Genomic DNA, 21228 nt, shown 5'->3' with positions numbered 1-21228 from the left:
GGCTGGGCCTGCCGGTCGTCGCGCGCGTCGTCGCCACCGCCGCACACGCCCATGAGCCCGCAAAATTCACCACCGCGCCGGTCCCCGCCATGCGCAAGGCGCTGGAAAAGGCGGGCTGGTCGGTCGATGATGTCGATCTGTTCGAAGTTAATGAAGCCTTCGCCGTCGTCGCCATGATCGCGGCGAAGGAGCTGAACATTCCGGCCGACAAGCTGAACGTCAATGGCGGGGCCACCGCGCTCGGCCACCCTATCGGCGCATCGGGCGCGCGCATCCTCGCCACCCTGATCGCGGCGCTCGAAAATCGCGGGCTCAAACGCGGCCTCGCCAGCCTCTGCATCGGTGGCGGCGAAGCCACCGCAATGGCCGTCGAACTGGTCTGAAGGGGGATAGCATATGGACATGAAGAACATCGCCGCCATCGTCACCGGCGGCGCATCGGGCCTGGGCAAGGCGACCGCGCAGATGCTGGCCGCCAACGGCGCGAAGGTCGCGATCTTCGACCTGAATGAAGAAGCCGCCAGCGCGACCGCGCAAGCGCTTGGCGCTGTCCATTTCGCTGTCGATGTTGCCGATGACGCCAGCGTCGCGGCCGGCATCGATGCGGCGGAAAAGGCGCATGGCGTCGCCCGCATCCTCGTCAACTGCGCCGGCATCGCCCCGGCGGCAAAGACGGTGGGCAAAGACAATGCGCCCCATCCGCTCGACCTCTATCGCAAGACGATCGAGATCAATCTGATCGGCAGCTTCAACGTCATCTCGAAATTCGCCGCCCGCGCCGCCACGGCGCCGGAAGCGGACGGCGAACGCGGCGTCATCGTCAATACGGCATCGGTCGCCGCCTATGACGGCCAGATCGGCCAGGCCGCCTATGCCGCGTCAAAGGGCGGTGTCGTCGGCATGACCCTGCCGATCGCCCGCGACCTTGCCCAGCACAAGATCCGCGTCATGACCATCGCGCCAGGCATTTTCCTCACCCCGATGGTAGAGGGCTTTCCCCAGGCGGTGCAGGATGCGCTTGGCGCGCAGGTGCCCCATCCCAGCCGGCTCGGCAACCCGGCCGAATATGCGCAGCTGGTCGACGCCATCATCCGCAACCCGATGCTGAATGGAGAGGTCATCCGCCTCGACGGCGCCATCCGCATGGCGCCGCGCTGAACAGCCTTGCCGGAACAGCGAAGGGCGGTAATCCGCGCCGCCCTTCGCCCCATCCTATTTCATCGTCGGGATGACGAAGCTCTGGTCGACCACCGACCCGCCGCTCGGCCAGCGCTGGGTGACTTTCTTGAGCCGGGTGTAGAAGCGGATGCCGTCCATCCCATATTGGTCCATGTCGCCAAAGCCGGAGCGCTTCCAGCCGCCAAAGCTGTGATAGGCGACCGGCACCGGGATCGGCACATTGATGCCGACCATGCCGACCTCGACCGTGCTGGCGAAGCGGCGGGCGGCATCGCCATTGCGGGTGAACAGCGCGACGCCATTACCATATTGATGCTGGGTGGCCAGGTTCACCGCTTCCTCGAAGGTTTCGGCGCGCACCATCTGGAGCACCGGCCCGAAAATCTCCTCCTGATAGCTTTTCATGTCCGGCGTGACCCGGTCGAGGAATGTCGGCGCAAGGAAATAGCCGTCCTCATAGCCCTGGAGCGAGAAGCCCCGGCCATCGACCACCAGTTCGGACCCCTCATCGACCGCCATCTGGATATAATCCTCGATCCGCGCCTTGTGCTGGGCGCTGACCACCGGCCCATAATGAGCGTCGGCATCGGTGGACACACCCACCTTCAGCGTCTCGATCCCCTCGATCAGCTTGGCGCGCAGCGTTTCGGCCGTCTGCTCGCCCACCGGCACCACCACCGGCAAGGCCATGCAGCGTTCGCCCGCCGACCCATAGGCCGCGCCCAGCATGTCGGCGACGGTCTGGTCCAGATCCGCGTCGGGCAGGACGATGCCGTGATTCTTCGCGCCACCCATGCACTGGGCGCGCTTGCCGTTCGCGGCGGCGCGCTGATAGACATAGTTGGCGATGTCGGATGACCCGACGAAGCTCACCGCCTTGATGTCGGGATGGTCGCAGATCGCGTCCACAATCACCTTGTCGCCGTGGACGACGTTCAAAACGCCCTTGGGCAGCCCGGCCTCGATCATCAGTTCGGCCAGGCGCACCGGCACCGACGGGTCGCGTTCGGACGGCTTGAGGATGAAGGCGTTGCCGCAGGCGATCGCGACCGACGACATCCACAGCGGGATCATCGCGGGGAAGTTGAACGGGGTGATGCCCGCCACCACGCCCAGCGGCTGGCGCATCGAATAGACGTCGATGCCGGGGCCTGCGCCTTCGGTATATTCGCCCTTCATCAGATGCGGCACGCCACAGGCGAATTCCACCACTTCCAGGCCGCGCTGGACATCGCCCTTCGCGTCGGAAACCACCTTGCCATGTTCCGACGACAGCAGCTCGGCCAGTTCGTCCATATGCTGTTCGATCAACGCCTTGTAGGCGAACATGACGCGCGCGCGGCGCTGCGGGTTGGTCGCTGCCCATCCGACCTGCGCCGCCTTGGCGCTCGCGACGGCGCGGTCCAGCATCCCGACCTCGGCCAATTCCACCTGCGCCTGCACCTCCCCGATGGTGGGGGCGTAGACGTCGCCCAGCCGGCCCGGTTCGGACACGGCGGCGCCGTCGATAAAGTGGCTGATCCTGCGCATGGCTTCTCTCCTTGATCCATTCTGGGTGCTTGCTGCTGCGCTATCTAGTCGATGCAAAACAGCAGGGGAACTCGACAATTTGCCAAGGGTCTGTGCAAAAATGCCGAACAGATACGCCTGTTGGCATGACCGGGCGTCGCTGGCCCGTGCCGCACGGCTTCCGGCAAGTGGCACCATGGGATGATATAGATATTGCTTAGAGGATGATAGAAACCTTACTGATCATGCGCCTTGTGCGTGCTACAGGACAGAAATAGAGCGGCAGCGTCAGCTTGGAGGGGCGTGATGGATGGGATGTCGGCAGGAAGCGGCCGCGCTGGTCGCGCAAGGATCGCGCGTCTTCGACCGGAGCATATGATTCAGCGACGAGGCTAAGCCATTTCATGCGCAAGGGGCAGCGGTCCAGCGCGGTGAGGGGCATGGAAAGGGAGAGGCAATATTGAAAATCGCAGTGGTCAAGGAGCAGGCGGCCGGCGAGCGCCGGGTCGCCGCAACGCCGGAAACGGTCAAGAAATTCATGGCTTTGGGAGCAGATTTGGCGGTCGAGGCGGGTGCTGGCGTTACCGCATCCATTGCTGACGCCGATTACATCACGGCCGGGGCGGCTGTCGCCGACCGTGCGCAAACGGTGGCGGGCGCCGACATCATCCTGGGCGTGCAGGGGCCAGCGCCCGACAGCCTGGCCGGCGCGAAGCCTGGCGCCTGGATCGTTGCAAGCCTCAATCCCTTTGGCGAGCGGGAGCGGATCGACGCCTATGCCGCCGCCGGGTGGGAAGCGCTCGCCATGGAATTCATGCCGCGCATCACCCGCGCCCAGTCGATGGACATATTATCGTCCCAATCGAACCTGTCGGGCTACAAGGCGGTGCTGGACGCAGCCTATGAATATGGCCGCGCCTTCCCGATGATGATGACGGCGGCCGGCACCGTATCGGCGGCGAAGGTCTTTGTCATGGGCGTTGGCGTCGCGGGCTTGCAGGCCATCGCCACGGCCAAGCGCCTGGGCGCGCAGGTCAGCGCCACCGACGTCCGCGCCGCAACGAAGGAACAGATTGAATCCCTCGGCGCCAAGGCGATCTTCGTCGAACATGTCGCTGGTATCGAAGGCGAGGGCAAGGGCGGCTATGCCACCGAAATGTCCGAGGAGTATAAGGCGGCGCAGGCCGAACTCGTCTCCGGCCACATCGCCAAGCAGGACATCGTCATCACGACGGCGCTGATCCCCGGTCGCCCCGCGCCGCGCCTTATCTCCGACGCCCAACTTGCGACCATGAAACCGGGCAGCATCATTGTCGATCTGGCGGTGGAGCAGGGCGGCAATGTTGAAGGCGCGGTTCCCGGCGAAGTCGTCGAACGCCACGGCGTCAGGATCGTGGGCCACCGCAATGTGCCCTCGCGCCTCGCCGCCGACACCTCGGCCCTCTTCTCGCGCAATCTCTATAATTTCCTGTCCGCCTTCTGGGACAAGGAAAAAAATGCGCCAGTGCTGGATGAGGAAATCGGAAGCGCCATCCGCCTGACGCAAGGCGGCAAGGTGGTCAACGAACGGCTTTTGGGGTGACCCGCGTTGATGTCCTTCAAATCCTCCCCTCTAAGGGGAGGGGGACCGCCAGCTTGCTGGTGGTGGAGGGGTGTCGCCCTGTCGATGGCGGGACACCCCTCCGTCGGCCTTCGCCCGCCCCCTCCCCTTCCAGGGGAGGATGATGGATGTTGCAAGTGGGCAGCCAAGGCAATGACAGGGCGCGGGCGTTAAGGCAGACTATGTCTCTGCCGGAAGTCCTGCTTTGGCAGGCTTTGCGCAAAAAGCCATCGGGGCTGAAGTTTCGTCGCCAGCACCGGTCGGGCCGATACATCGCTGATTTCTACTGCCACGATGCGCGGCTGATTATTGAGGTCGATGGCGAAGCCCATGGTCGGGGCAATGCGCCGCAGCGCGACGCATCGCGCGATGCCTGGTTTGCGGCGAGAGGGCTTGCAGTCCTGCGCATCCCCGCAACCGAGATCATGAACGAACTGAACAATGCCGTTACCGCGATTTCGGTGGCGGCGACGCAAAGATTAGGGGAGGACTAGAATGGACTTCATCTCCATCCTGTCGATTTTCGTGCTGGCGTGTTTCGTCGGCTATTATGTGGTGTGGTCGGTGACGCCGGCGCTCCACACGCCGCTGATGGCGGTCACCAACGCCATTTCATCCGTCATCATCGTCGGCGCGCTGGTCGCGTCGGCCGAAGCGGGCAGCATGGCCGCCAAATATCTGGGCCTGCTGGCCGTGGTGCTTGCCAGCGTCAATATTTTCGGCGGCTTTGCGGTCACTGAACGGATGCTCGCCATGTACAAGAAGAAGGAGCGTAAATAATGCACGAACTCGCTCCTGTTTCGCCTTTTGTCGCGCTCGCCTATCTGATTGCGGGCATCCTCTTCATCCTCGCCCTGCGCGGGCTGTCCAGCCCCGCCACCAGCCGTCGCGGCAACCGCATGGGCATGATCGGCATGGCGATTGCGGTCGCCACGACGCTCTACACCCATGATATCGCCAGCCTGCCGGAAATCATCGGCGCCATCATCATTGGCGGCGGCATCGGCTTCCTCATCGCCCGGCGCATCGCCATGACCGCGATGCCGCAACTGGTCGCCGCCTTCCATTCGCTCGTCGGTCTGGCCGCCGTGCTGGTGGGCGCGGCCGCCTATCTCAATCCGGGCGCCTTTGGCATATTGGACCTCGCCACCGGCGAAATCCACGATGCCAGCCGCGTTGAAATGGGGCTGGGTGTCGCCATCGGCGCGATCACCTTTTCCGGCTCGATCATCGCCTTCCTGAAGCTGAACGGCAATATGTCGGGCAAGCCGATCATGCTGCCGGGCCGCCATCTCATCAACCTCGGTACGCTGGCCGCGATCCTGGGCCTCATCGCCTATTTCGTAACCGACCAAAGCCCGTGGATCTTCTGGACGGTGACGGCGCTCAGCTTCCTCATCGGCTTCCTCCTCATCATCCCGATCGGCGGCGCGGACATGCCGGTCGTGGTGTCGATGCTGAACAGCTATTCGGGCTGGGCCGCCGCGGCGATGGGCTTCACGCTCGGCAACAGCGCGATGATCATCACCGGCGCGCTGGTCGGCTCTTCGGGCGCGATCCTCAGCTACATCATGTGCCGGGCCATGAACCGCAGCTTCATCAGCGTGATCGCCGGCGGTTTCGGCACGGAAAGCGGCCCGTCGGGCGGCGGCGCGGCGGCGATCGACCGTCCCTACAAGCGCGGCAGCGCGGAGGACGCGGCGTTCCTGATGAAACAGGCCGACAGCGTCATCATCGTGCCCGGCTATGGCATGGCGGTCAGCCAGGCGCAGCACGCGCTGCGTGAAATGGGCGACATGCTCAAGAAGGAAGGCGTCAGCGTCAAATATGCGATCCATCCGGTCGCGGGCCGTATGCCCGGCCATATGAACGTGCTGCTGGCCGAAGCGAATGTCTCCTATGACGAGGTGTTCGAGTTGGAGGACATCAACAGCGAGTTCGGCCAGTGCGACGTCGCCTTCGTCATCGGCGCCAACGATGTCACCAATCCGGCGGCCAAGACCGACAAGACATCGCCCATCTACGGGATGCCGATCCTGGACGTAGCCAACGCGAAATCGGTGCTGTTCGTGAAGCGCTCCATGGGCGGCGCGGGCTATGCCGGCGTCGACAATGAAGTCTTCTACATGGACAATACCATGATGCTGCTGGCCGACGCCAAGAAGATGGTCGAGGAAATCGTCAAGGCGCTCGACTGACCGGATCGTCCCCGGCCGGGATGGCGTCCGTCATTCCGGCCGGGGACATTTTTTCCTGTCGCGCCACCATGGCGGTTACCGTCAGGTTCGCGCTCGCGCTCGCGACCGTCCGGGTCATGTCCAGCAACCGGTCGAACGGCAGGACGAACCCCACCACCAGCGCCGTGTGCTCCGGCGCGATGCCAACCGCGGACAGCACCGCCGCCAGCATGAAGAGCGAGGCGGACGGGATGGGCGCGGTCCCGAATGCGGCCAGTGATCCCGTCAGCAGCATGATCGCCAGCATCGACCGATCCGGCTCGACGCCCAGCGCCTGCAGGCTGAAGATGCTGAGCAGGCCGACATACATCGCCGTTCCATCCTTGCCGATGCTGGCGCCGATCGGCAGCACGGTCGATGCGATCGCAGGCTCGATCTCCAGTTCCTCCTGCGCGACCCGCAACGCAACCGGCAGCGTGGCCGCCGAGGACGCGGTGGAAAAGGCGACGAGCAGCGGATCGACCGCGGCGCGGAAGAAGCGGCGGACCGACAGGCGCGCGACCAGCCGGATGAGCGGCAGATGCACCAGCAGGATCTGCGCGACCACGCCCAAAAGGACGCAGACCGCCAGCCAGCCGATATTGTTGAAGACCGCGACGCCATTGTCCGCCACCGCCTTGGCGATCAGGGCAAGCACGCCGAACGGGGTGATTTCCATGACGATGCGGACCAGGTGGAACAGCACGCGCCCGGCCGACTGGAGCATGTCCGCCATCGGCCGCCCTTCCTCCCCCGCCAGGATGACGCCAAAGCCGAACAGCATGGCGAAGAAGATGATCGCCAGCATGTCCCCCTCGACCAGCGCGGCAACGATGTTGACCGGAACGATCCCGATCAACTGATCGTGTAGCGACTTGGCCTCGCCCAGCGCATGGGGCACCGCCCCGCCGAGCGCCGCACCGGTGCCGGGACCGATCAGCAGGCCCAGCGCCATGCCGATCGACACGGCGCAGGCGGTGGTCGCGGCAAAGAGCATCACCGTCCGCCCACCCACCGATCCCAGCCGGCGCGGATCGGCCAGCGCCGTCACGCCCGACGCGATCGAGACAAAGACGATGGGGACCACCAGCATCCGGATCAGGCGGACGAACACTTCCCCGACAAAGGCGATCCACGGCGCAGCGGCGGGCCAGAACAGGCCCAACAACACGCCGACGAGCAATCCGCCCACCACGCGTCGCCACAGGGGGATGGCGAACCACCGGCGCGGCAGCGATGGGCCGGTCGCCCGCCCGCCGGCCACGGTCAGACCCCGCCCCAAAAGCCGGGCCGCGCCGGCAGCAGATAGCCATGGTCGCCCGTGACGCCGCCATCCCGGTCGGCCGAAAGCCACAACGGCCCGTCGAGATCGACAAAAACACTGTCCGCCGCAATCGCCCAGGCCGGCGCGATCGAAAGTGAAGAGCAGATCATGCACCCGGTCATGATGCCAAGGCCACGGGCGCGCGCCGCTTCGGCCAGGGCGAGCGCTGCGGTCAGCCCCCCGGCCTTGTCCAGCTTGATATTCACGACGCTATAGCCATCGGGCAAGCCATCCAGGTCGGCCGCGACATGGATGGACTCATCGGCCGCGATGGGAATGACCGACCGAAAGCCGTTCAGTTCGGCATCCTCATACGCGGGCAGGGGCTGTTCCAGCAGGTCGATGCGCAACTCGGCCGCCAGCCCCTGCATCGCCTCGACCTCGGCGATGGTCCAGCTTTCATTGGGATCCACGATCAGGCGGGGGGCGGGGGCGAAGGCGCGCACCGCGCGAAGCTGCGCGACCGGATCATTCCGATCGACCTTCACCTTGATGAGCGGCACATCGGCCAGCGCCCTGGCCGCCAGCGCCATATTGTCCGGCGTATCCAGCCCCACGGTCATGGCCGTGGCGACGGGGCGCAGCGGCCTGTCCATGCCCAGTGCCGTGGCGATGTCGCTGCCGGCCAGCCGCAGTTCCAGATCCCACAGGGCGCAATCGACCGCATTGCGCGCCGCGCCCGCCGGCAGGATTTCCAGCAGTCCGCGCCGGCTCACTCCCGTTTCGATCGCTTCGCGCACGGCTTCGATCTCCGCCACGCTTCCCGCGACGCTCTCGCCATAGCGCGGATAGGGCACGCATTCGCCGCGACCCACCATGTCACCCTCGGATATGGTGACGGTGACGACCTCCGCTACGGTCTTGACGCCGCGCGATATGCGAAAAGGGGTGGCGAGGGGGAATGTTTCGCCCCGGACGGTGAGGTTGCGGCGCATGAGGGTTAGGCGGTCTCCGTGGCGGGGGTGGTCGGCGCGGCATCGGTTTCCAGTAGCCGGTCGAGTATCGCCTCCACACCCATGCGATAGGGATCGGAACAGGGCAAGCCGAACGCCTCGGCCGTGCGCGCGCACAGCGCCACCGCGTCCGCCTCGCTCATCGCCGACGTGTTGAGCGCGATCCCCACCACCCGGACGTCGGGATTGGTGAGCCGCGCCGTGCGCAGATTCGCCTCAAGACATTCGGCGAGGCTCGGCAGGGTGAAATGCGGCAGGCCGCGCATGGTCTGGCGCATCGGGTCATGGCAAAGCACCAGCGCGTCGGGTTGCGCGCCGTGCAGCAACCCCGTGGACACACCGGCGAAGGAGGGGTGGAACAGCGAACCCTGTCCCTCGATCAAGTCCCAGCCGCCATCATGCCGCGCCGGCGAAATCTGCTCGATCGCGCCGGAAATAAAGTCGGCAACCACTGCGTCCAGCGGTACGCCATCGCCTGCGATCAGGATGCCGGTCTGGCCGGTGGCGCGAAAATCGGCCGGCACGCCGCGCGCCAGCAGCGCCCTGGTGAGGCAGAGCGTCGTATACATTTTCCCCACCGAACAGTCGGTGCCGACGGTCAGCAGCCGCTTGCCTGCCCGGCGCTTGCCGTTGCCGACCGGGATGTCGGGCCGGGGATCGCGCACGTCATGCAGGGTGCGGCCAAGGCGCGCGGCGGCTTCGACCAGGCGCGGCTCGTCCTTCAGCCGCCGGTGCAGGCCCGACGCGATGTCCAGTCCCGCCTCCAGCGCCGCCAGCGCATCGCGCACCAGTTCCTCGCCCAATGTGCCGCCGGCATTGGCGATGCCCAGCACCAGCGTGCGCGCGCCCGCTGCCCGTGCGGCGGCGAAGTCCATGCGCGGCAGGCCCAGCGTCAGGCCGCAATCATCGTGGCGAAATTCGCCGACGCAAATGTCGGGGCGGAACACCGCCAGCCCGCGCGAGGTCTTGATGCCGATCTCGTCATTGCTGTGGCCAAGATAGAGGAGGTAGGGCGTGGCGATCATGGATGTCCGAACCTGCATGATAATGGAGGGGCGGACCTTATCGCCGCGCCGACAGGAACCCCAATATCCATGCCCACATCGGCTATAGCCTTGCGCTATAGGCTTTCGATCACTTCGGATAACAGGGTCAGAAATTCCGACGCCGTCTTTGATGGCGGCCGGTTCTGAAGATAGACCGCATTGATGTCGAAGGCGATGGCGGGCTGGAGCGGCCGGTTGGAAAGGCCGGTCGCCAGTGAGGCGTGTGCGGTGAAATTGTCGACGATCGCCATGCCCACCCCGGCGCGGACCAGGGCGGCGGCGATATAATAGGTGCGCGCCGACACCACTTCGTTCAGCTCGACGTCCAGGCGCTTGAGTTCGCTTGAAAGAACGCGGCCGATCGGCCCGCTCTGCACCGGGCTGATGAACTTGTGGTCGCGCAGTTCCTCCAGATGAAGGCGGCTGGGCGCGTTGGGCATGTCCTCCTCCCGATACAGCACGACCAGTTCGCCCTCGCCCACGACCTGATGGGCGACCGGCGCGGACAGCGGCACTTCGAAACTGATCGCGATGTCGGTCTCACGCTCATAGAGTTTGCGCACCATTTCATCATGATGCAGCGTCTGCAGGTCGAACATGATGTCCTCATGTCCGCCCAGAAAGCGCGCTACCGCGTCGGGAATGGCGCCCAGCCCCAGCGAAGGGAGCGCGGATATGCGCAGCAGACCGCCGCGCCCGTGCCGCATATTCTGCGTTGCCTGGCGTAGCGAGTGAACGCGGTCCTGAATGTCCGACACCTCGGCGAACAGGGTGCGGGCGTCCTGCGTCGGGACAAGCCTGCCCTTCGTCCGCTCGAACAATGGAAGTCCGATCGAGCGTTCGGCGTGGCGCAGCACCTTGGTCACGGCCGGCTGCGAAACGTGAAGCGCGCGTGCGGCCGCGCTGACCGTTCCATGCAGATAGACGGCATGGAAAATCTCGATCTGGCGCAGGTTCATCGGCGTCGGTCCCTCTGGCTGCGGCCTGTCCTTGCGATCAACGACATAGGCGCGTTGGCCCACTATGCCATCGGGTTATAACCCGTGCAACAGAGCGGCTCTGGACGGCTGCGACTTATCCGCGCCATGGTGCCGATAAGGCTCACCTGCAAGGATCCGTGCTCATGCCCCATTTGTCCGCCTCCTCCCGCTTTCGCCAGACCCTGCGGACCCTGTTGCTGGCGAGCAGCCTGGCGGCCTGTGCGTCGGCCGGTGGGGCGGCGCCCTCGGAGCAGGCGGACGTGTTGATCAAGGGCGGGACCATCTATGATGGCGGCACGGGCAAGCCTTATGTCGGCGACGTGGCGCTGAAGGGCGACCGGATCGTCTATGCCGGACGTACCGCCCCCATGACCGCCGCGCGGGTGATCGACGCTAAGGGGATGATCGTCGCGCCCGGCTTCATCGACGCGCATACCCATGCGGACAGTTTTATTCGCTCGGCCGACCCAGCGATGCGGGTCAACGCCGCCTGGCTCGACCAGGGCGTCAGCACGGTGGTGATCGGCGTTGACGGCTATGGCACGCCCGATGTCGCGGAAGATGCGGCAAAGCTTCAGGCATCGGGCATCGGCACCAATATCATCCCCTTCGTCGGCTTCGGCGCCGTGCGTCAGCGAGTGCTGGGACAGGATGCCCGCGCCCCCGATGCGGCCGAACTGGACGCGATGAAGGCGCTTGTCGCCAAGGGCATGTGCGAAGGCGCGACGGGTTTTTCCGCCGGCCTTTTCTATGCGCCGCAAAGCTTCGCCAAGACAGACGAGGTCGTCGCAGTCGCGCGGGAAGCGGCGATCCGGGGTGGCCTCTATGATACGCATCAGCGCGACGAATCCAGCTATACGATCGGCCTGTTGGGATCGGTGAACGAAGCGATCGACATCGGCAAACAGGCCGGAATGCCGGTGCATTTCGCGCATATCAAGGCGCTGGGCGTCGATGTTCAGGGGCAGGCGTCCGCCGTTATCGCGCAAATCAATGCCGCGCGCGCCGCCGGGCAGGATGTCACCGCCGACCAATATCCCTGGCTCGCTTCGGGATCGAGCCTGGACGCCTCGCTGCTCCCCGGCTGGGCGGTGGACGGGGGCGGACCGGCGCTTCTGCGGCGGCTGGACGATCCAGCGACGCTGGCGCGGATTCGCGACGAAATGCAGAATAATCTGCGTCGGCGCGGCGGTCCGAAGGCACTGTTGCTGATCGCGCAGGACTTCCCCTGGACCGGCAAGACGCTGGCGCAGGTGGCGGCGCAATGGCAACTCGACCCGCGCGACGCGGCGCTCCGCATCATCCGGCAAAGCCTTGAGGCGACGGAGCCAGCCAAAAAGGGCAAGGGCACGGCGGTCGCCTCCTTCAACATGGCGCAGGCCGACGTCGATCTTTTCATGCAACAGCCCTGGATGGTGACGTCGTCGGACGGGTCGGACGGACATCCGCGCATGTTCGCGACTTTTCCCGAAAAATATGTCCGCTATGTCCGCGACCGCAAGGTCATCGACCTCCAGACCTTCGTGCGTCAGTCGACCGGACGGACGGCGGACATCTACAGGATCGACCATCGCGGCTATCTCAAGCCCGGCTATTATGCCGATGTGGTCGTGATCGATCCCGCGCATTACGCGCCGCGCGCCGACTATATCCATCCCCGTGAATTGAGCGTCGGCGTCTCCAGCCTCTTCGTGAACGGCGCACTGGCGGTCAGCGACAGCCAGGCGACCGGGGCGACGGCCGGTCGCGCGTTGCTGCGGGCTACGCCGGCGGCGTGTTCGACAGACTGAGTAGCGCCCGGAAGCTGCGGAAGACCTTCAAGAGGCCGCAGGCGGAGAACCTGATGGTTTTCCGCCCTTTTTTGCTGTTTCCCACCGTGCAAAAGGCGACAGCGAAATAGACAGGTGTAAAGAGGCCGCAATATCATTAGTTAGCTAACTAATGATATTGCGGCCTCTTTACACCTGTCTATTCCCCTGTCGCCTTTTGCACGGTGGGAAACAGCAAAAAAGGGCGGAAAACCATCAGGTTCTCCGCCCTTGCCGTCATAGGTTCTCGGTCAGTTGGTCTTGAACCGCACGCCGATGCGGAAGGCGCGGCCCAGCAGGTCGCTATAGGTCGAGTTGGCCGACAGCCCGGTTTCCGGCAACAGGATCGGATCGGTGTCGAACAGGTTGGTGACATTCAGGAACAACTGGCCGTCAGCCCCACCGACATTGATCTTCGCGGTGAAGTTGAGGTCGGTGTAGAAAGTGCCGTCGATATGGTTGCTGTTGATCGTCGGGTTGGCCGCCGTGCTGGTCGGGCAATCGGACGTGCAGACGATATAGGTGTTGTTGTAGGTGCCCGAACTCACGCCGCGACCGACCGCCGTTACCGAATAGCTGGGCGTGTCAAAGGTTGCCGACAGGCGGAAGATCCAGTCGGGGGTGCTCGACTGGCCACTATTCTGGCCGACCGTATCGACCGGCGTCGAAATGCCGTTGTCGATCAGATTCTCCAGATAATTGGTCGCCGTGCCGCGCAGCGTCAGGGCGCTGCTGCTTCCGTTGAAAATCTGGTCCAGCGGCACGCGATAGCTGGCCTCATAATCGATGCCGCGCACCTTGACCTTGGCGAAGTTGAAGGGGCTAGCCGACACGAAATAGTCGCGTACCCCCTCCGGATCGGCAACGATCGCCGCGCAGAAGCTCTGGAATCCCTCGGTGCAACGCTGCGCGATGTCATCCGCGTAGAATTGGCTGATCGCATCGGACACCTTGGTGCGGAACCAGTCGACCGAGAAGGAGAAGCCGGGCAGGAAGCGGGGTTGCAGAACCGCGCCCAGCGTCAGCGTGTTGGCTTTTTCAGGCTTCAGATCGCGGTTGCCGGTGGTCAGCTCGCGGAAGGTCGCGCCGGCATATTGGCCATAGGCGGATGCGGTGCCGAACGTATTGGTGCGCGACGTGCCCGACTGGAACAGCTCGTTGAGATTGGGCGCGCGAATATCGCGCGACCGCGTGCCGCGCAGGCGGATGTCCTCGATCGGCTGCCAGGTCAGGCCCGCCTTCCACGTCGTCACATAGCCGGAGGTCGAATAATCCGTGGCGCGCACCGCGCCATTGAACTCGGCGCCCAGTCCCAGCGGAACGACGGTTTCCAGATAGGCTTCCTTGACATTGTAGCTGCCGAAGGTCGGGCGGAAATTGCCGACCGACCAGCCCGATTGGAATTCCTCGGGAACATAGCCGGACACTTCCTCCTTGCGATATTCGCCGCCCACCGCGGCGCTGACGTCCCCCGCCCAGGTGGCGAAGGGCGTCATCGACAGGTTGATGCCCGCGACAGTCTGCTTGAACCTCTGCTCGCGATAGGGGTCGCCCATCACCCAGGCTATGGCTGAAGGATCGGCGACGCCGATGCCCAGCCGGTTGAGCGGGATGCAGCCGTTGGTCGGATCGGTCAGGGTCGAACGGCACGTGATCGATCCGTCCGGCGCGAACACCGCGTCGGTGGCAAGCGCCATCCGGCTGTTGTTCATGATATCGCGAATCTGCTCATGCGTGTCCGTCTGGCCATATTGGGCATAGGCGTCCCAGATCGCCTTCTTGCCGAACATCGCGAACTCGCCGCCCGCGCCCAGTGCATAGCGCTGCACTTCGCGCGTGCTGTTATTCTTGCGGTAGGGCAGGTCGGCCGCCGAGGTGCCCAGCGTCACCGTGCTGACACCCGCCAGCGCATCCGCGCCCAGCGCCTGGATCAGATAGGCATTGTCCGACTGAAGCGTGAAGGTGGACGCCTGCGGGCCGGCATTGAACAGCGTCTTGTTCCAGTTGTAGGATCCTTCGGCGAACACCTCGATCCAGTCCGCCAGCTCATAGCTCAGGCGGCCATAGACGCCGCGCCGGTCGTCTGTTGCGTCCAGGCCGATGCGGCGCGACGTGTCGTTGATCTGCCAGTCGCCGCCCACCGTCTGGCTGCTGTCGGTGATGCTGCCGAACTGATATTGCTGGGCAACGCCGCCCTGGCCGAAATAGGTGCCGCGCAGCGCCGTGGCGCCGCCGGACTGCGACCGGATGATGCTGCCCGGCGTGGCGTTCCAGGTGCCCGCACCACGCACGACGATGTTCGCCGGCTGGCCGTTGGTCGCGGTATAATCCGGGTTGGATAGGGTGCGGAAGCCCAGCTGGTTCCAGCCGCGATCCACCTCGAAAATGCCGTCCTTATGCGCATATTCGCCCGCCACCAGCACATGACCACGCCCGCCGGCGAAATCCATGCCGGCCGCGCCGGAGAAGCTGTAGTTGAACCCGTCGCCCCGATCGGTGATGCCGACGTCCGCATTCATCTTGAACCCGGTATATTTCTTGTCGAGCACATAGTTGACGACGCCGGCCACTGCATCCGACCCATAGGCGGCCGATGCGCCGCCGGTCACGATCTCCACATTCTTGATCAGCGACTGGGGGAAGGTGTTGATGTCGACCAGGCCGGTGATGGTGGACCCCACCGAGCGGCGGCCGTCGAGCAGGACCAGCGTGCGCACCTCGCCCAGGTTGCGCAGGTTCATCGTGTTGATGCCGGCAAGGCCTGAACTGATCGCCAGACGCGAATTGGCAGGACGGGTGCTGCCCGCCAGCGCCGGTATCTGGTTGATGAAGTCGGCGATATTGTTGGTGGGGGACTGGTTGAGTATTTCCTGCTGCGTCACGACCGTCAGGGGCGTGGGAGACTGGAAGCCGTCGCGCACGACGCGTGTCCCGGTGACGATGATCTGGTCAAAAGGTGCCGTATCGCCGCTCTGCTGGGGCTCGGCCATGTCCTGGGCCAACGCCGGTGCCGTATGGATAAGGGCCAGGGCAGTCATGGCGAGGCCAAGGCCGTGCTGACGACCAAAGGACCGATGGATCATTCCGATATTGCGCATATTCAAACCCCCTTTGTCCAAGGGTGGAGCCGCACGCGGTTACGGCGTGCGCGGCGTTCAGAGCGCCGATCTGGCCCGACCCTTTCTTCACCACATGACCGCAGGGTAGGCATTATGCCTTCACTTTTCCCCACCATGCCGTCACCAGGCCCTCGTGCCGCCCCGCCAGATCAGCGGGATGACCGGTTCCATTACGGGGAGGTTACAGGGTGGTCGCGGCCGGTCAATAGATTTGGTATTACTTTGATCGTATAAAGGTATAGCCTGACGGAATGGCGGGCCTGGAAAGGTGGGCCGTGCCCCGCCGGATAGCTCGAGGTTATAGGCGGCGGTCGGCTTACTATATGGTTCACCTGCAACCCTGCGATACTCCTCGCATTGCATTTCAACGACAAGGGAGGCTGTGTTGATCCAGCGTCGTGCATTCCTGATGGCTACTGTGGCCGCGCTCGCCCTGCCGACCAAATTGATGGCAGGACCGTCGATCAAGGGGCAGAAACTCAAGATACGCGCGGCAGGTGCGAAGGCGCCGATCGAGATCATCGAGGATGAACTGGGCGTGCCGCATGTGCGGGCACAGTCGCTGCATGACGCTTATTTCGGCCAGGGCTATCTGGTCGCGCGGGACCGGCTGTTTCAGATCGACATGGATTATCGGCGCGACATGGGCCGCATGGCCGAGGCCTTTGGTCCGCGCTTCGTGGCGGCTGACCGGGCCGCGCGGCTGTTCCATTATCGCGGCGACATCGATGCGGAACTGACGACACTGCCGCCCGGCGTGCTGGAATGCGCGCGCGGCTATGTCGCGGGCGTCAACGCCCGGATCGCCGAGCTGGAAGCGGATCCGGCGCAGATGCCCCTGGAATATGGGATATTGGGGCTCGCACCGCTGCGCTGGGATGTGCGCGACCTGGTCCGAAACCGCGGTATCGGCATGGGTGACGCGGATGATGAAGTCCGCCGCGCGCAGATGCAGGCTCTCGGTTTGCTGGAGATTGACGCGCTGATGGCGCCGCTGCGCCCGGCCTGGTCCTTCACCGTGCCCGAGGGACTGGACTGCGCCGCTGTGAGCGAAGCGGATCTGGGCGTCCTCAATCCATCCGCTCGCCCCGTCCCCTTCGACGCGATCGAAGAAGCGCAGCTCGACCCGGCCGAACGCCGCGCCGACCGTTTCGCGCAGGGCAGCAACGCCTGGACCATTGCCGCCGCGCGCAGTGCGACCGGTCGACCGATCCTGGCGAATGACCCGCATTTGGGGATTGGAGGCTTCAGCCCGCGTCATATGGTTCATCTGACTGCGCCGGGGCTCGACGTGATCGGTGGAGGCGCGCCGGGCCTGCCGGGCATCATGCAAGGGCATACCGACCGCTTCGCCTTCGGCCGGACCAATTTCCATATCGACCAGACCGATCTGTTCATCCTGCGCACCGCGCAGGACGATCCCGACCTTTACTGGCACGAGGGGCAGTGGAAACGGTTCGAAAGCTTCGAGGATGAGATCGCGGTCAAGGATGCGCCGGCCGAACGGGTGACGTTGCGCTATGCGCAGGGGCGGCCCGTCGTCGCGCAGGACCCGACGCGGCAGCGCGCCACAGCGTTTGCCACGACCAGCATGTTGCCCGGCGGGAACATGCGCTTCGCGATCATCGCGATCAACCTGGCGAAGGATTGGGTGACGCTGCGCGAAGCGTTCAAAATCCACACCTCTCCGACCAATTTTCATTATGCGGATATTGACGGCAACACCGGCTGGCAGACCATCGGCTTCACCCCCAAGCGCCCCCGGCATGACGGCCTGTTTCCGGCGCCGGGCGATGGGGATTTCGACTGGACCGGCATCCTGTCGGTCGATGAAATGCCCCATGTCTATAATCCGAAGGAAGGCTGGTTCGCTTCGGCCAATCAGATGAACCTGCCGGCTGATTATCCTTATGGCAAAAAGGTCATCAGCTTCGGCTGGAGCGACCCGTTCCGCTACAACCGCATTTCGGAAGTGTTGCGTAGCCAGCCCCGGCACCGGATCGAGGACAGCATCGCGTTGCAGCATGACGTACAATCCTTGCCCGCGCGCGCGCTGCTCAAACTGATCCCCGCCACTCCGTCGGCAGCGGCCGCGCCGGCAGCGGCGCTGTTGCGGCGTTGGGATTGCGGGATCGAGGCGGACAGCGCGGCGGCGCTGCTGTACGAAATGACCCTGCCTGAATTGCAGGCCGGTTTTCGTGACCTCGTCGTCCCGGCGCCCGCGCGCGCGTTCATTCCTTCGGTCAACCTCTTCGAGATGCTGAATATTCTGGCTGCGCCAGACAAGCGGCTGGGCGCCGATCCGGTCGCTGCGCGTGACGCGCTGATCGACCGGGCGCTGGCGGCGGGTTGGAAAAAGGCGCTGGACCAGGGCGGCGCCGATCCCGCCCAATGGCGCTGGGGCGACCTGCACCGGGTCAGCATTTCTCATCCGCTGTCATCGCTGCCGGGGATCGCCGCCGCCTTCCCGAAGATCGAGGGCGGACGGTCGGGCGGCGATGGCTATACGCCGATGGCGCGCGGCTTCAACGCAAAGCGCGGCTATCAGGTATCGCACGGCGCCAGCTATCTGCTGGTGGCGGATGTCGGCGCCTGGGACAATAGCCGCTTCCTGTTGCTCCCAGGCCAGTCTGCCGACCCGCGCTCGCCTCGGTATAGTGACTTTTACCCGCGCTGGCTGGCTGGAGAGATGCAGCCGCTCTGGTTCAGCAGGGACGCGGTGGAACGGCACGCCGCCGGGCGGATGCTGCTCACCCCCGCCTGATTCTACAGCGCTTCGGCGATGGCGACGAGCGCCCGGTCAACCGTGGCGCTCGCCTGCCCATCCGTGCCGTCGGGCATGTCATTGGCGAGGGCTGAAAACACCAAGGTCCGGCCGCTCTTCGTCACCAGATACCCCGACAGCGCACGCGACGCATTGAGCGAGCCGGTCTTGGCGAACAGCCGGCCCTCCAGCAGCGTGCCTTTGAAGCGGTTGCGCAACGTGCCGTCCTGTCCCGCTACCGGCAGGGTCTCGCGCCAGGCCATGCCCCATGGCTGGTGGGCGATCCAACTCAGCAACGTCACGGCGGCGCGCGGGGACATGCGGTTATAGGATGACATGCCCGAACCGTCTGCAAAACTGTAGCTGCCATCGGCAACGCCAGCTTGCGTCATCAGCCGATGCAGCGCCGCCTGTCCGTCGGCGATGGAGCCGCTCCCCACGGCGCGCGACACCCGGCGCAGCATCAGGTCGGCATGGAGATTTTGACTCTGTTTGTTGATGATCCGCATATCCTCCGCCAGCGGCAAGGCGGGGAGTTCAGCCAGCATCGCCGGTGCGGGCGGCCGTGCGGCGGGCGTTGCCTTGCGAATGGCGGGATCGTCGGCAGGACTGAACGGACGGTGGCGCGTCAGCACATCGCCATCAACCGTCACGCCCCGCGCGCGGAGAAGGTCGCGCAGGCGCCATGCGGCATAATGGGCCGGATCGTCGATGCTGAAATGGAGTATCGCTGGCTCTGCGTCCGCGCCGATCGTGCCGGTCAGGCGGATACGGCGACTATAAGGCGCGCGCTCGACCACAATTGCGTCATCCTTGCCCGGCACCGTCATGATCCGGTTGTCGATGTCATAATAGGGGGATGCCGCGACCGTGGGGCTGTGGCCGACCGAACCGGGCGTCACCGTCCCTGTCACTTCATTATCATCCAGCGTCAACGCCGAAATGGCGGTGCCATAGCGTGACTGGATGTTGTTCCAGCTCATGCCTGGCCCCCAGCGTTCATCCGGGAACCAGCTGTCGTCGCCCACCACATTGCGGGCATGGCGGCTATGGGCGGCGACCGCGTCGGCAAGTGTTTGGAGGCAATCTATCGTGCAATTTGCGGCACTCGACAACCGCGCATCACCGCGCCCGTAGAGGATGACGTCACCCTGCTCGATCCGCACGCCGGCGCCCTTCGCAACCCGGTCCAGTGCAGGCAGGTCGGCATAGGCAGTGGCGGTGGTGAACATCTTGGTGTTCGATGCCGGGATGAAGCGCTGATCGGGCGCAATGGCGATCACCGGGTCGCCGTCCAGCGTAGCAACCAACAGGCCGTAACGGGTGCCGGCCGGGCCTTCTGCCAACTGACGCTCCAATGACGACAGGAAGGGCGGGCCCCCATCAGGCGCAGCGGCGGCAAGGATGACAGGAGCCAGGGTGAGCAGGGCCAGAATGGTGCGCATGGCGACACCATAGACCGGAACCAGACCGGTGCGACAGGGGTGGTGACAGGCATGTCCCATAACCTCAGGCAATGTCCGGCTCCCGATCTCAACCGTGAGAGGGGACTCGGCCTGGATTGGCACTGTCCCATGCCTGGATCAGCGCCTCGCCCACCGCCGGGCGCAGCGTGAAGATGCCGCTGTCGGCATGGCGTGTCGGGTGGACGCGGTTGGTGAGCAGTGTCCAGGCCAGGCCGCGCTCATAATCGATCCACAGGCCCGTGCCGGTGAAACCGGTATGGCCGATCGTCTCGGCCGAACAGGTTTGCCCGCCTGACCAACCGGTAAAGGCCCGCTCCCAGCCGCAGGTGCGATGCCCCTCCTGCGCGGTTCGCGCCTGTGCCAGCATCGCCGGGGACAATATCGATCCGTCGAGCATTGTGCGGGCAAATCCCAATACGCCATCGACCGTGCCGAAAAGACCGGCGTGACCCGGCGCACCGCCCAGCGCGAAGGCGTTTTCATCATGCACCTCGCCCTTCAACACCCGGCCGCGCCAACTGCACGCCTCGGTCGCGACGGCAGGGCCGGGTGGTGGACCGTAGGACAGGTCTTTGCCCAGCGGCCAGGCGGACAGGGGTGCCCCTGTGATGCGCTCGATCGCGATGCCCAGCAGGATGAAGTTGATGTCCGAATAGACCGGCGGACCATGGCGCCATGCGCGCTGAAGGACGAAGGCGCGCAGCCGTGCGGGATCGTCGCCATAGGTGTAGATCGGCTCGACCGCAGGCAGGAAGCTGCGATGGGCCAGGCAGTCGCGGAAGGTCAGCTTGCGCTCCGCTGCATTGGCGACGTCATATTGGCGCAGGTCAGGAATGGCGTCGGTCAACGGCCGGTCGAGATCGATACGACCCTGCTCGGCCAGTTGCAGGATCATGGTAGTGGTGGCGATCACCTTCGACACGGACGCCAGATCGAACCAATGCTCGCGGGTCAGTGCCTCGCGGTCCGGCAGGATCGCCGCCGATCCGGCGAAGCGGACGGCGCTTTGCCCATCGGCGCTGACGATGCCCAGGGTCGCGCCGGGAATCTGGCCGCGCTCCACCGCCGCTGCCGCCGGGGCGAAGGCGGCCTGGCATATCTGTTCCAACATAGCCTTTCCTTATGCAGTCCTTGGCCGGGCGCGCATGACGATCGGCAGGAAGAAGATGGCGGCGAAGCTCAGCGCGCCGGACAGGAGGAAAAATCCGTCATAACCGATCTGCTTCTGGATCGCGCCGGCCGCCCCGCCGATCAGGCGGGGCAG

The 21228-nt window shown here is 64.9% G+C and carries 15 protein-coding genes and 1 pseudogene; 8 read left to right on the top strand and 8 right to left on the bottom strand.

The annotated features are described in order from the left end of the window. Positions 1 to 383 (top strand): annotated as a pseudogene (locus tag C100_RS0125435) (acetyl-CoA C-acetyltransferase); the annotation flags it as partial. A 13-nt stretch (positions 384 to 396) separates the two neighbouring features. After that, positions 397 to 1158 (top strand): SDR family NAD(P)-dependent oxidoreductase, encoded by a 762-nt coding sequence (locus C100_RS45490; protein ID WP_024021842.1) that lies wholly within the window; start codon positions 397 to 399, stop codon positions 1156 to 1158. A 54-nt stretch (positions 1159 to 1212) separates the two neighbouring features. On the opposite strand, the gene C100_RS45485 is transcribed toward C100_RS45490, so the two are convergent. Further along, positions 1213 to 2709, bottom strand: a complete 1497-nt coding sequence (locus tag C100_RS45485) for a CoA-acylating methylmalonate-semialdehyde dehydrogenase (protein ID WP_024021841.1) — start codon at positions 2707 to 2709, stop codon at positions 1213 to 1215. Between the two features lie 439 nt (positions 2710 to 3148). Here C100_RS45485 and C100_RS45480 point away from each other — a divergent pair, with 439 nt between their 5' ends. From C100_RS45480 to C100_RS45465, 4 genes are all read left to right on the top strand, one after another. Continuing rightward, positions 3149 to 4270 (top strand): NAD(P) transhydrogenase subunit alpha, encoded by a 1122-nt coding sequence (locus C100_RS45480; protein ID WP_024021839.1) that lies wholly within the window; start codon positions 3149 to 3151, stop codon positions 4268 to 4270. Between the two features lie 146 nt (positions 4271 to 4416). Continuing rightward, on the top strand, positions 4417 to 4782 hold the full coding sequence (locus C100_RS45475) for an endonuclease domain-containing protein (RefSeq protein ID WP_024021838.1): 366 nt from the start codon (positions 4417 to 4419) through the stop codon (positions 4780 to 4782). A gap of 1 nt (position 4783) precedes the next feature. Continuing rightward, a complete protein-coding gene (locus tag C100_RS45470; protein ID WP_024021837.1) occupies positions 4784 to 5068 on the top strand; it encodes an NAD(P) transhydrogenase subunit alpha in 285 nt (94 codons plus the stop codon). After that, positions 5068 to 6486, top strand: coding sequence for an NAD(P)(+) transhydrogenase (Re/Si-specific) subunit beta (locus tag C100_RS45465; RefSeq protein ID WP_024021836.1), 1419 nt, complete (start codon positions 5068 to 5070; stop codon positions 6484 to 6486). Before C100_RS45470 ends, C100_RS45465 begins: the two co-directional genes overlap by 1 nt. On the opposite strand, the gene C100_RS45460 is transcribed toward C100_RS45465, so the two are convergent. The 4 genes from C100_RS45460 to C100_RS45445 form a co-directional block, all read right to left on the bottom strand. After that, entirely contained in the window at positions 6470 to 7768 is a 1299-nt protein-coding gene (locus tag C100_RS45460) for a dicarboxylate/amino acid:cation symporter (protein WP_235219145.1), read from the bottom strand. The two genes, C100_RS45465 and C100_RS45460, sit on opposite strands and share 17 nt — an antisense overlap. Before the next feature lie 2 nt (positions 7769 to 7770). Then, the gene (dgcA, locus tag C100_RS45455) at positions 7771 to 8763 is read right to left on the bottom strand and encodes an N-acetyl-D-Glu racemase DgcA (protein WP_024021834.1); all 993 of its coding nucleotides are present in this window, start codon (positions 8761 to 8763) and stop codon (positions 7771 to 7773) included. 5 nt (positions 8764 to 8768) lie between these two features. Then, positions 8769 to 9806, bottom strand: a complete 1038-nt coding sequence (gene dgcN / locus C100_RS45450) for an N-acetyltransferase DgcN (RefSeq protein WP_024021833.1) — start codon at positions 9804 to 9806, stop codon at positions 8769 to 8771. Positions 9807 to 9901: 95 nt separating this feature from the next. Continuing rightward, positions 9902 to 10786: a LysR family transcriptional regulator gene (locus C100_RS45445; RefSeq protein ID WP_031310277.1), complete on the bottom strand. Its 885-nt coding sequence runs from the start codon at positions 10784 to 10786 to the stop codon at positions 9902 to 9904. A gap of 164 nt (positions 10787 to 10950) precedes the next feature. On the opposite strand from C100_RS45445, the gene C100_RS45440 reads away from it, so the two are divergent. Then, entirely contained in the window at positions 10951 to 12597 is a 1647-nt protein-coding gene (locus tag C100_RS45440; protein ID WP_200866599.1) for an N-acyl-D-amino-acid deacylase family protein, read from the top strand. Between the two features lie 269 nt (positions 12598 to 12866). Here C100_RS45440 and C100_RS45435 read toward each other — a convergent pair whose 3' ends face one another. After that, entirely contained in the window at positions 12867 to 15713 is a 2847-nt protein-coding gene (locus C100_RS45435; protein ID WP_024021830.1) for a TonB-dependent receptor plug domain-containing protein, read from the bottom strand. 406 nt (positions 15714 to 16119) lie between these two features. Between C100_RS45435 and C100_RS45430 the strand changes: the two genes are divergently transcribed. Beyond that, positions 16120 to 18498, top strand: coding sequence for a penicillin acylase family protein (locus tag C100_RS45430; RefSeq protein WP_024021829.1), 2379 nt, complete (start codon positions 16120 to 16122; stop codon positions 18496 to 18498). Positions 18499 to 18500: 2 nt separating this feature from the next. Here the strand turns inward: C100_RS45430 and dacB are convergent, their stop codons facing one another. Continuing rightward, positions 18501 to 20015, bottom strand: coding sequence for a D-alanyl-D-alanine carboxypeptidase/D-alanyl-D-alanine endopeptidase (gene dacB / locus C100_RS45425; RefSeq protein ID WP_235219144.1), 1515 nt, complete (start codon positions 20013 to 20015; stop codon positions 18501 to 18503). Positions 20016 to 20031: 16 nt separating this feature from the next. After that, the gene (locus tag C100_RS45420; protein WP_024021827.1) at positions 20032 to 21075 is read right to left on the bottom strand and encodes a serine hydrolase domain-containing protein; all 1044 of its coding nucleotides are present in this window, start codon (positions 21073 to 21075) and stop codon (positions 20032 to 20034) included. Between the last annotated feature and the right edge of the window lie 153 nt (positions 21076 to 21228).

The sequence above is a fragment of the Sphingobium sp. C100 genome (assembly GCF_000508185.1).
In the GTDB taxonomy this organism is placed as follows: Bacteria; Pseudomonadota; Alphaproteobacteria; order Sphingomonadales; family Sphingomonadaceae; genus Sphingobium.
This window is presented reverse-complemented; position numbering and strand designations above follow the sequence as displayed.

Bases quoted from the DNA above. Each gene is read 5' to 3' on its own strand.
- dgcA (WP_024021834.1), bottom strand. From the start codon at position 8,763: ATGCGCCGCAACCTCACCGTCCGGGGCGAAACATTCCCCCTCGCCACC.
- C100_RS45465 (WP_024021836.1), top strand. From the start codon at position 5,068: ATGCACGAACTCGCTCCTGTTTCGCCTTTTGTCGCGCTCGCCTATCTG.
- C100_RS45435 (WP_024021830.1), bottom strand. From the start codon at position 15,713: ATGCGCAATATCGGAATGATCCATCGGTCCTTTGGTCGTCAGCACGGC.
- C100_RS45420 (WP_024021827.1), bottom strand. From the start codon at position 21,075: ATGTTGGAACAGATATGCCAGGCCGCCTTCGCCCCGGCGGCAGCGGCG.
- dgcN (WP_024021833.1), bottom strand. From the start codon at position 9,806: ATGATCGCCACGCCCTACCTCCTCTATCTTGGCCACAGCAATGACGAG.
- C100_RS45485 (WP_024021841.1), bottom strand. From the start codon at position 2,709: ATGCGCAGGATCAGCCACTTTATCGACGGCGCCGCCGTGTCCGAACCG.
- C100_RS45490 (WP_024021842.1), top strand. From the start codon at position 397: ATGGACATGAAGAACATCGCCGCCATCGTCACCGGCGGCGCATCGGGC.
- C100_RS45475 (WP_024021838.1), top strand. From the start codon at position 4,417: ATGTTGCAAGTGGGCAGCCAAGGCAATGACAGGGCGCGGGCGTTAAGG.
- C100_RS45470 (WP_024021837.1), top strand. From the start codon at position 4,784: ATGGACTTCATCTCCATCCTGTCGATTTTCGTGCTGGCGTGTTTCGTC.
- C100_RS45445 (WP_031310277.1), bottom strand. From the start codon at position 10,786: ATGAACCTGCGCCAGATCGAGATTTTCCATGCCGTCTATCTGCATGGA.
- C100_RS45440 (WP_200866599.1), top strand. From the start codon at position 10,951: ATGCCCCATTTGTCCGCCTCCTCCCGCTTTCGCCAGACCCTGCGGACC.